Source organism: Methanosarcina sp. 1.H.T.1A.1, assembly GCF_000979295.1.
In the GTDB taxonomy this organism is placed as follows: Archaea; Halobacteriota; Methanosarcinia; order Methanosarcinales; family Methanosarcinaceae; genus Methanosarcina.
This window is the reverse complement of record NZ_JJQY01000064.1, coordinates 25,180-36,531: the sequence shown is the minus strand read 5'-3', so window position 1 is coordinate 36,531 and position 11,352 is coordinate 25,180. Positions and strand designations below refer to the sequence as shown.

The following is an 11,352-nucleotide window of genomic DNA, read 5'->3' as shown; positions in this document are numbered from 1 at the left end:
CTAAAATCCTTTTGAAAAATACATTGAATCGACCCTAAAAACTCCTTCTTTTCGACCACTTCTTCAGCAGAAGCTTTCCAGGAACTCGATCCTCAGGGATAATTATACAGGAAAATCAAATACGTACTTTCAGGCTGAGGCCCCAAAAAATATCAGGCCATCTCGTTTCTCGTTGTCGGTTTCAGGGCAGGCCGGAAATCGTCGTGAAAACACCATGAGGAGTTAGTGTTATAACAAAAACATGGCGATTATCAAAATTAACAGAAACAGTAAACCATATGTGCCAACTATCAGAATGTTCTGCTGCATAGGGAACCTCCAGATAAAGATGTGTAAAATATCTCCGATAGTTAATTTATAATTATAAAAAACCAGAATTTACATTAATATTTATGTAAAATGAGGATAAATAGCTTTCTATTTATGCTCAGGGACAAACTTTTTTACACATTCTTTGTACCGCCGGAGAAAAGATAAACGTAATTTTACTATTCCGGGATCAAAGGCTTCCTGCCCTGATAAGAGCTAGATTATATAAACTGAAGGAGCCTATTTTTCGTAAAAGGGAATCCAGAAAAGGGAATTCAGAGTGGGGACGCAATGGCAAAAAGGTTAAAAGTTGCAAACCCGGCCCGTTGCATAGGCTGCTATTCCTGCATGATGGCCTGCGCAAGGACCTGGTACGATACCATATCTTTGAAAAACAGCAGAATTAATATCCAGACTCGCGGCGGAATCGAAACTCCTTATGCTGCAATTGTCTGTCATGCCTGTGTTGACCCTCCGTGTATGAGGGCCTGCCCTGTTGGCGCGCTGACCAAAAGGAAAGGGGGAGGCGTCAACTTCAACAAAGAAATCTGCAACGGCTGCGGAAACTGTATCGAAGCCTGCATAGTAGGCGCAATTCATCTGGATGCGGAAAATAAAGCAGTAATCTGCAAGCACTGCGGGGTCTGCACAAAGTTCTGCCCGCATGATGTACTTGAAATGATTGAGGTCGAAGACAGCGGGGAATTAAAAGTCACGGATACGAGCCCGGTTGAGGATACGGGTCCTGAAAGCCCTACTGCATCCCATAAAGAGCTTTACGGAAAAAAAGAAACTGAGGGGAAAAAAGAGGCTGAGGGGAAAAAAGAGACTGAGGGGGAAGAATGACTACAGAGCAGTACGCTATTCCGGGTCTTAAAAACGTACTTTACATTGACCTGACCAGCCAGAGTTATCACATTGAAGAGAGGCCGGACCTCTATGAAAAGTACCTGGGAGGCATAGGAATTGCCACGAACCTCATGCTCGAAGAATATAAAGAAGGCACAGGTCCTCTTGACCCTGAAATGCCGATAATTTTCAGCACAGGTCCTCTCTCAGGCGTGTATCCTACCTGTACCAAAACTGTCGCATTGTTCCGCTCCCCCCTTAACGGAGAACTCGGAGAGTCCTATGCCGGAGGGCACCTGGCCATGTCCATGCGTTATTCCGGGTACGAAACAATCGTTATCAAAGGCTCTTCCAGGTATCCTGTGTATGTGACGGTACACGATGATAAGGTTACTTTCAGGGACGCATCTTCCATATGGAACCTCTCTTCTGCAATTGATGTGGGGCAGGTCCTCCGCAGGGTAGAGCCCGGAGCAGGAAGGCGCAGCATTGTCAGGATCGGTCCTGCAGGAGAAAAAGGAATCACATATGCAAGTGTAAACGTTGATACTTACAGGCATTTCGGGCGCCTCGGGCTCGGGACAGTTTTCGGGGCAAAGAAACTTAAGGCTATTCTGGTTGCAGGAAACAGGGAAATTAAAAGCCCTGACCATAATGCCTACAGGAAAATGTACGGAAAACTTTACGAAACGATTGTAAAAACAGGGCTGATGGAAAAGTACCACAACCTCGGCACGAGCGAAAACATCCTGGTCTTAAACGAACTCAAAGGCCTTCCAACGCGGAACCTGCAGGCAACCTCCCTTGAGAGTGTAGAAAATATCTCAGGGGAGAATTTTGCGGAGAAATACCTGATCCGGCGGGTGTCGTGCGCCGGCTGTCCCATAGGCTGCGTCCATGTAGCCATGCTAAAGCGCTCTTTCTCAAAAGCCCATGAATATGAAACCCTTAACATTTCCTATGACTTCGAATTAATCTATGCACTTGGCTCAAATCTTGGAGTTACAGACCCGGAAGCCGTACTTGAGTTGATTGATGCCTGCGAAAAAACAGGGGTCGATATAATCAGCATGGGAGTTGTACTCGCCTGGGCTACGGAGATGCAGCAGCGCGGAAAGATTTCCACTGAAGAGACCCTGGGGCTCAAACTTTCCTGGGGAGATAAAGCAGCGTACCTTCGGGCAATAGAGCTTGTAGTCAAGGCTCCTAACGAATTCTATGCAGCACTCGGAAAAGGTGTGGATTATGCCTCAAAAAAGTACGGAGGCGAGGAATTCGCAATCCAGCTTGGTGGGCTGGAAATTCCCGGATACCATACAGGGCTTGGAAACATCCTGGGACTTACTGTAGGCTTCCGGCACTCCCACCTGGATAATGCAGGTTATTCCGCAGACCAGAAAGCATTCAACCAGCCGATTTCGGACGAGAAAATTGTTGACTACATAATCGATGAAGAAGACCGCCGAAGTGTCCTGAACTGCATGGTTGCCTGCCTCTTTGCCAGAAATGTCTACACATACGAAAATATGGTTCAGGCCCTTAAATGTATAGGGATCGAAAAAACCGAAGAGGAACTCAAAGAACTTGGAAAGGATATCTTCAGGAAAAAGTACGAATTAAAAAAGAAGTTCGGTTTCAGGTTCGAAAACTTTAGTATCCCGAAAAGGTTTTTTGAGACAATCTCTACTACAGGAAAGCTTGAAGAAGAAAGGGTCAGGAAAGCAATTGAAATGTATAGGGAAAAAAGAGGAGTATAAGTCCCCCCGAAGCTGCTACAGCCTGAAAAACCTCAACTCAATGTTAAAAACCTTATAAGTTCAAAACCCCTGAAGTTATGTTCGTTGCCGCATCTCCTGCTGTCCAGGGGCGTGTTTTCCGAACCCATTGACTGGTAGAAACCCCCATGGGTCAGGAAAAAGGGTTTTACTTCAGGAATTAGATATTTGAGCTTTCAGATGCTGTAATATCCTTATTTGACTTAACTTTGTCCTCCTTTTTTTCTTCAGGGGCTTTCTCAACTTTTATTTCGGCTGTTTCATCGGCCTTTTCTTTAACTTCTCCTCCAACCCAGCGGTCCATAACCTTGCAGGCCACAAGGTCTCCCGCTACATTCACTGCAGTCCTGGTCATGTCAAGAATTCTGTCCACTCCCATTATAAGAGCTATCCCGCTTGTAGGAATCCCGACGCTGTTGAGAATCATGGCAAGGACAATAATTCCCACCCCCGGAATCGAAGGCGTCCCTATGGAAGCTGCAACAGCCATGACCATTACGACAAGGAGCTGTAAAGGCCCGAGGTCTATCCCGAAGACTTCAGCCAGAAAGACTGTAGCTACGCCCTGATAAAGCGCAGTCCCATTCATATTTACTGTGGCTCCGAGCGGGACTACGAACTGTGAAATTGAAGACCTGACCCCCAACTTTTCTTCTGCGGTTTTGATAGATAAGGGCATAACTGCAGCCGAGCTGGAAGTAGAAAAAGCAAGGAGCATAACGTCCCGGATGGCTTTAAGGAACTCAAAGGGGTTATACCTTGCAACAACGGTGACAATAAGGATGTTCAGGCACATAAGGAGCAGCAGGCTTGCAAGCACTGTGCCCACATATACCATCATTCCGAGAAGGGCTTCGATGCCCAGTTTGATAGTAAACTTGGTAAGAAGCCCAAAAACTGCAATCGGGGCAAGAGTCATGCTCCATTTGACCACTGTCATACAGACAGCCTGCACAGAGTTCAGGAAATCGACCATCGGCGTTGACTGACTTTTATTCAGGGAAACAAGGGCCACACCTATTATGATTGCGATAATTACGACCTGCAGCATTTCTCCATTAACCATAGCCCCAAGAGGATTCGAAGGGAGGAGACTTCCGATAAGCGATGAGGGAAGAGTCAGAACCGAAGGATCGAAACTCAAACCAATGGATTCTACCTGAACTTCGCTCCCCATTGCACTCTCAATAAGGTCTCCACTTATAAACTGCCCGGGATGGATATAAAGCGCCATTCCAATACCAATAGCAGTTGCAATTGCAGTCGTTATCACAAAATAAACAGCTGTTGAAAGCCCTGTCTTTTTGAGGGCACTCATACTCTGGCTTGAAGCCACCCCAAGGATAATGGAGGCAAAAACAAGTGGGACTACAATCATCTTCAGAAGCCCGAGGAAAATATAACCCGGAAGAGCAATCCATTCCCCCACAATTTCTGCAGAAACGGGATCAACGTACCCTCCAAAAGGCCCAAGAAAAAGCCCCATAAATACTCCGAGCATCATGCTTATGAGGATCTTTAGCCAGAGCTTTTTATCAAGTAAATCACGAAGCTGATTGCTCAGGTTTTTAAGGGAATGGTTGTGCCTGAAATCTATAGGGTAATAAATACGCGTGATTCCGTCAGTGATTCCCTGGCGAAGTACTTTCGTTTCCTCTGCGATTTCATGCGTGAATTCCCTTGGGTTCGGGATGTAATGGTGGTCTTTACTTTTCATGGGGGATCACAATAAAAATCGTTAGGGACTCTAAAAGATTATTTCTTCTTTAAGAAATTTGATTCAATTGTACATTTGATTCAATTGTATATTACTTTCACATTAAATTATATAAAAGCTTAGAAAAATACCTCATAATTTCTATAGTTGAGCTGGTTCCCTAAACATAAATCTCTTAAAATATAGTTGAATAGGAATTATAAATAGGTCTAAAGAAAAGGCGCCAAAACTGGTATTATATGGCGGTTTTCATAAGACCTGTAGATCACATTGAGGTTTCACTTTGAGATTATTTTTTTATAAACTCCCTTTAGTTTTATTTTTGTTCTTCTCCTTTTTCACGGGCTTCAGGATTTGATTTTCTGCAGTTTTGTATCCATCTCCAGAAGCTTCAAAATAACAGCTACCAGTTAACGGTTCTCAGATAGATTTATCCGAAGAAAATAATGATTTTAAAGGACAAAGAAAAGAATCAGAGATTAATCGAAATCCTCATTCTCATTTTGGATGTGCCTGCAAAAATGAAGGATTGAGACAAAAAACAAAAACAGCTCGAAAAGAAAGGTCTAAAGGCAAAAGAAAAAGAATGGAAAAATTAAGGAATATGAATTAATATTCCCTTATTTTCCAAATTACTTATTTTAAGATTCTCTTCTTTGCAAAGAACACCGAAGCAAGGACTCCGAGAATTGCAAAGGTACTTTCGAATCCAGGAGTCTTTTCGTCGTTAGTTTGCTCTTCTCCTGTGACTGTTCCGGTTTCTTTCTCTTTAGCCGGAGTGATTATTTCAGTGCCGAGTTTGTCTCCCGTAATTGCATACCTGGAGAAGCCCGGAGTTTCTGCCTTGAAATAGTAGTATTCTTTGTCTTCATAAGTCATTTCTGTGACAAGCGCATTCCATTTTTCGTCCTGGAACCTGTTTATCGTTATGGTAGAGACGTCAATATTGTTTTCTTCTACCCAGCTCTTTGAGACCCTGAAGTTAATGGCTGCTCCATTGATGTTGCTCCCACTTTCGAACCTTTCGTTTCCGACCAGGATGTTCATCAGCTGGTAGACTTCTCCTTCAGGTTTTTCTCCGGAACTTCCGTCTCCAAGCACCTCAATCCTTGCGATGACATTCCCGGAATACTGTTGTGAAGTGAAGCTGAGCCCCAGTATGCCAGAAACAGGGTCAGTGAAGCTAAAGCTTGTTTTGGATCCCGCAACAACCTTTTTCTGTGCACTGTCAATGCCTGTCACACCGGTGCTTTCTCCACTTGAAGGAATGTAATTGGTGGAGCTTTTGTGTCTGTGGGTTGGAATGGGTGCGGGGGAAATAGTTGTAAGGGGCAGATAGTCAAAGGTTCCGTTTACGATTTCATAGGAGGAGTCTGCAATTCCGTCCCTGTCCGCATCCGTACAGTTTTCGGAAAAGCCTGTCCCGTTGGGATTTGCCCAGTAGTTGCCTCCAAGGTACGGACCGCCAACTATACTTTCCCCTGAAGTTTTGCTAATGTTCCAGGTGTTGTTCGCCTCACTGTAAATGAGGGTGTTGTTTACGTTGTTGAAGTAGTTGTTGTAAATTGTGTTATTACTGCTTTCAGGAGACTCAATGCTCCTTACAAGTCCGCTGCGTGCTGTAAGTTCTGACTCTTCGGGATCAATGGCAATTCCTGCAAGGCTGTTTCTGACCATTTTGTTGCCATAGATCAGGCTGTTATTCACATCATAGAGCACCATTCCGTAAGAATTGCCGGATAAATTATTCCTTGCAAGGGTTCCTTCTCCTGTCACCAGCAGTCCGATTGCACTTCCTTCTACAGTACAATCTGTTACTGCATATACTGGCCCTGCGACTTCCTCGGAGCTCATAATTACAATTCCTCCTGAAGTACAGTTAGTTACGGAGCAGTCACTTACGCTGCAGTTTTCACTCGCAATTGCGATAAGTCCAGCCTGACAGTTTTTCAGAGTATTGAATTTAAGTGTCGAGTTTACAGGTTCATAGAGATAAATTCCCCATGCAGAACAACAGTCCTCAACGTTGTTGCCCTCAAGCCTGAATTCATTTGAATAAGCAAAACAGATTCCATATCCTGAGGGTCCCAAACTTTTGCTGACAAGAGGAGAACTGACAAGGGGGGAATTTCCAGATACAAGTTGAGCCTCACCTGTTACATTCTGAACCGTATTGTCCAGAAGTTCTACATTGGCAGAATTATCCGAATAAATCCCTGTATACCCGATGTTCCGTACCGAGTTCCTCACAAACCTGACATCCTGGCACCCCTCAAGAGAAATTCCTATGAAGTCTATCTGGTCAATAGTATTGTTCTCAAGCCTGAGATTCTGGCAATCTTCAGAATAGATCCCAAAGTCATTGAGTGCCTGTGACTGCACAAGATTCGAGTTTACGAGGGTATTTTCCTTTACGAGGGTACTTTCCTTTATGAGGGTATTTTCCCTTATGAGGGTATTTTCCTTACCGCTAACAAGCTTTGAGTTTCCGGAGGTAAGAAGTCCATAGTTTTCCATCGAGTCCTGAACAGAATTACCCATAAGCGTGCAGTTCTCGGAACCTAAGGTGATAATCCCATATATGGAGTTCCGAACAGAATTGTTTAAAAACATGCAGTTCTCGGAACTAATTGTGGCAATCCCAACAAATATGGAGTCCCGAATGGAATTGTTCGAAAGCGTACAGTTCTCAGAACTAACGGCTTCAATTCCAAATAACGAATTCTGAACGGTATTGTCAGCCAGAGTCGTATTTATAGCCTTCTCGAGATCCACTCCTATCATGGAATTCTCAATCATGCTGTCTGAGATCCTGACGTCCTGAGAAGATAACACCATCATCCCGTAGATGGTATTGTTTATGGTGTTATTCTGGATTTCCGAACTTGTATTATACAGGAAAACCCCGTATGTATTATTCTGAAGCACAAGGTTCTTAATTTCGACATCTCCGCAGTTTATGCAGTAGACAACCCCTGCATCACTTCCAATAGAAGGATTTGGTTCCCCTTCAAGGTAATAAATCGCTTTTCCGTCGACAAGATTACTGATATCAATTATATTTCCGGTTCCGTTATCAAGGTCGTAGATATCAAGATCGAAATTGTACAGGTTTTCAGACATAATATTGCCTGTAAGCGTGCAGTTTTCGATATGCCAAAGGCTGATTCCATATATCCCTGAAGTTGCTGTGTTGTTTCTCAGGACACAGTCGTCTGAATTTACAGTGATACCGTAGTCAGCGTTTGAGATTGTGTTGTCGGTCAGAGTACAGCCGCTGGAATAAGAAAGGCAGACGCCTTCATCAGAAGCGTTTGAAACGGTATTATTGGTCAGAATGCAATTTTCAGAATTTACCAGACAGATTCCATCATCCTCAGTGTTTAAAACTGCATTACCATTAATATTACAGTTGCTGGAAGAATCCAGATCAATGCCATCATCCCCAGTGTTTGAAACTGTGTTGCCAGTAACATTACAGTTGCTGGAAGAGTTCAGATCAATGCCATCATCCTCAGTGCTTGAAACCGTATTACCAGTAATATTACAGTTGCTTGAAGAGTTCAGATCAATGCCATCATCCTCAGTGTTTGAAACTGTGTTGCCAGTAACATTACAGTTGCTGGAAGAGTTCAGATAAATACCTTCATAGTAAGTATTTGAAATTACATTATTAGTCAGAGTACAGTAAACAGAGCTCCTGAGTAATATTCCCTCTTCTCCGGTATCAGAAATTGTATTATTTGCTAGTATACAATGGTTACTCGAAGAAGAGAGATAAAATCCATGTTGAGCAGAATCAGAAACTGTGTTGTTGATCAGGTTGCATCTGCTGGAACGTTCCATCTGAATGCCGCAACCGACTCCGGAAAGCTTGTTATTTATGATATTTGCTCCCGAAATCCTGCTCATATAAATTCCTGTAGAACCTGCCCCGGTAATAGTAAACCCGCTAATAGTTACATTATTGGCAGTTATTTTGATATTGTTACTCTTGAATTCCTCGCGTTTTATAATCGTATCATCAGGGTTTCCAGAATAGGAGCGGATGCTTATGTTTTCCACACTAGCATTCACATTTTCCGTATACGTACCCGGATAGACAAGAATCGTGTCTCCGAAACTTGCGTTGTTTATAGCAGCCTGGATAGTAGTATAATTTCCGCTGCCTTCTCCACCCACGTACAGCGTGGTAGGTGCAGGATACGAGGCTGCTGTTCCATTTACAATAAGAAAGATAAAACATGCAATTGTTAAAAATTGCAAATTATTTTTTTTATAGAGTATTCCCATTTTTTCAGGTCCCCATATATTTTGATTACGTCAGCAGTGCACTAAATTCAATTTATTCTCTACTAAATATCTACTAAATATTTATATATTGTTAAATATTAGTGTAACTGAAAGTATAAAAAGTTTCATCCTTAAGGGGACGGCTCGATCATAAATGGACATCCCAGTGCAAAATATGGCTGCAAAAATGAAAAGCCCTATAATAGAAGGCATGAAGCGCGGTATTGATGAGCCAGCCAATGAAATTGCAGAACAGCGGCAGAAAGGCCTTATCCCATCCGGAACCGATCCACGTACCCTTGCAGTCGCTCTTGTGTCGTTATTCAATGGAATGAGGGTTATGATTCTTTCTGGAGTTGATTGGGAAGAGGCCCGTTCTCGCTGGATCGAAATACTCCTGAATTTATTTGGGATAACGGAAGAGAGAAAACAGGCAAACTGCCCCAGGGATTGTAAGCGATTTGAGGATTGCAATAAAGTATCAAGGGGTCCCGAAGTAAGAGCAGAGGCCGGAATAAATGAATGAGGTTTGGAAATCTCTGGGTCCAGATGTTCCATTCGATTATTGCGTGGGCAAAGAATAGAAAACTGCACCCTTTACAATTTTTGTTTTTCCCCACGCAAGAAAAGGCTCGACCATTCCTTCCTGAATCCCAAACTTAAGAGTTTCTTTCTGCTGTGTCATCCAGATGAAAAATAATAGAGCTGGAAGTTTGACAGGGGAATCGAGAGCCTGCCGGACAGTGGAGTAGGGGACGTTTTTTACATTTTTTGGGGGCGAGGAGAAAGTAAAAAGAAAAAAGCGAGAAGAAAAATCCCATTCACTTATAGTGGTTCCACTGGAAAAATCCATGGAAAATATCATAAATGTAATTTCTTATTTGGCTGAAGCTGCTGTCTGATGTATCCTCATACTCAACACCTTCTCCATCTCCTGCCAGCTTAACTAAGCAGCCATTCCCTTTTTTAACGCCTGCGGCTATGTACCCGTCGTCTGAAGTCATTGAAATCGAGATTGCAGCATCAAGCTATTTTTCTGGAAGCAGGCTTCAAAAGTACTGCTCTGTCGAAAGAAATCCTGGGTTTAGAAACCTGTTCCAGGCCTACAGATCTTGCAACTTCCAGGGTGCTGTCAAAGTCGGATTTTGAGACGTGGAATTTTGGCTCGACGATTAAAAAATTACCATCGGGCTTGAGATGGGAAGCGACTTCGCCCAAAAAACTCTTTTTATCCGGAACCTCGTGAACCATGTAAAAAGCAAGGGCAAAATCTACCATCTCGGAGATACCTAACTTTTCCGGTTGGGCTTTATGAAGGACTATTCGAGAATTAAGCCCCTTAAGCTCGCTTTTATTTTTTAAAATCTGAAGCATCTCATCCTGAACATCCACTGAGATGACCTTTCCTTTCTCACCTACCAGCGTTGCCATTGGCAGGGAAAAGAAGCCAGGCCCACAGCCCAGATCCAGAACAGTCTGGCCTTCTTTTACATAATCTCTAACAATTTTGTAAGGGTTTTGCAAAAGCCTGCGAACCCAGTTATCAAGAGTCCATGCCCACTGATAGGGGCATACATCCGTAGATTTGTTCGCCATATTTCTTCCTCCTTTTATTTTTTTAATTCAGTTTTATTTTACGCCTTATGTGATTAAACTACAGATTATGCTACTCTTTATTGACTGACTGTCAATCAGATACTGGTTCAGATCAATTATTATTAAGATATCAACTAAAATTAGATTTCCAGGTGGAACCTATAATCAGTGGCCCCAAGAACCCTGGATATTATCTCTTCTAAAGCAGTGCGCATTCTCTCACGGGACTCATGATCCCATGAGAGATTATGAGAAAGATAAAGCGTCGAGGCTATCAAAAATCCAAAAGATTCATCAGGATATTCTGTTTTAAAAACTCCTTCTGCAATACCTTTTGATAATACCTCAGTTACAAGGGGTGACATCCCCTCTTCAAGTGCTTTCTCCACTTTCTGGTGAAGCAAATGGTTTCCTTTTTGATGCATTAGCTTCATAATGCCCAGGTCGGAATCGTTAGCTTTTAAAATGCCGTTCAGTATGGAGTTCACCTTTGTTGCAGGATCCTCATTGCCTTTTGCGATATTTCGTACGTCTTCAACGTACGGAGCTACAACTTTTTTAGCTACTGCTTCCAGAATATCTTCCTTGGATTTGAAATAATGGTAAAACGTTCCCTGACCAACCTTAACCTTTTTGACGATCTCACTGACTGCCGTGTCCTCATAGCCCTTTTTTGCAAAAAGGCTCTCAGCTGCTTCAATCAGTTCCAATCTTCTCTCCGCAGGGTCTTTGACTATTCTGGTCATCTCTTATATCCTCTTATTGACTGACTGTCAATCAATAGAAGTACTCCATCACATAAGAGTGTTTTGG

Annotated in this window: 8 protein-coding genes; 3 read left to right on the top strand and 5 right to left on the bottom strand. The window is 43.0% G+C overall.

Annotation, left to right across the window (positions count from 1 at the left end; translation table 11 throughout):
• Window positions 1–600: 600 nt before the first annotated feature.
• Both EO95_RS06535 and EO95_RS06530 read left to right on the top strand, forming a co-directional pair.
• On the top strand, window positions 601–1,155 hold the full coding sequence (locus EO95_RS06535) for a 4Fe-4S binding protein (RefSeq protein ID WP_048133375.1): 555 nt from the start codon (window positions 601–603) through the stop codon (window positions 1,153–1,155).
• A complete protein-coding gene (locus EO95_RS06530) occupies window positions 1,152–2,915 on the top strand; it encodes an aldehyde ferredoxin oxidoreductase family protein (RefSeq protein WP_048133373.1) in 1,764 nt (587 codons plus the stop codon). Before EO95_RS06535 ends, EO95_RS06530 begins: the two co-directional genes overlap by 4 nt.
• A 178-nt stretch (window positions 2,916–3,093) precedes the next feature.
• Here EO95_RS06530 and EO95_RS06525 read toward each other — a convergent pair whose 3' ends face one another.
• Window positions 3,094–4,650, bottom strand: a complete 1,557-nt coding sequence (locus EO95_RS06525) for a dicarboxylate/amino acid:cation symporter (RefSeq protein WP_082105957.1) — start codon at window positions 4,648–4,650, stop codon at window positions 3,094–3,096.
• 636 nt (window positions 4,651–5,286) lie between these two features.
• Complete coding sequence (locus tag EO95_RS06520; RefSeq protein ID WP_082105956.1) at window positions 5,287–8,943, bottom strand: NosD domain-containing protein; 3,657 nt, start codon at window positions 8,941–8,943, stop codon at window positions 5,287–5,289.
• Window positions 8,944–9,097: 154 nt separating this feature from the next.
• On the opposite strand from EO95_RS06520, the gene EO95_RS06515 reads away from it, so the two are divergent.
• Window positions 9,098–9,469 carry a hypothetical protein gene (locus EO95_RS06515; RefSeq protein ID WP_235282894.1) on the top strand — a complete coding sequence of 124 codons (372 nt, stop codon included), beginning with the start codon at window positions 9,098–9,100 and terminating at the stop codon, window positions 9,467–9,469.
• A 295-nt stretch (window positions 9,470–9,764) separates the two neighbouring features.
• Here EO95_RS06515 and EO95_RS06505 read toward each other — a convergent pair whose 3' ends face one another.
• From EO95_RS06505 to EO95_RS06495, 3 genes are all read right to left on the bottom strand, one after another.
• Window positions 9,765–9,947 carry a hypothetical protein gene (locus EO95_RS06505; RefSeq protein WP_048133369.1) on the bottom strand — a complete coding sequence of 61 codons (183 nt, stop codon included), beginning with the start codon at window positions 9,945–9,947 and terminating at the stop codon, window positions 9,765–9,767.
• 19 nt (window positions 9,948–9,966) lie between these two features.
• Entirely contained in the window at window positions 9,967–10,539 is a 573-nt protein-coding gene (locus tag EO95_RS06500; RefSeq protein ID WP_048133367.1) for a class I SAM-dependent methyltransferase, read from the bottom strand.
• 140 nt (window positions 10,540–10,679) lie between these two features.
• Window positions 10,680–11,285: a TetR/AcrR family transcriptional regulator gene (locus tag EO95_RS06495; protein WP_048133364.1), complete on the bottom strand. Its 606-nt coding sequence runs from the start codon at window positions 11,283–11,285 to the stop codon at window positions 10,680–10,682.
• Window positions 11,286–11,352: the final 67 nt, after the last annotated feature.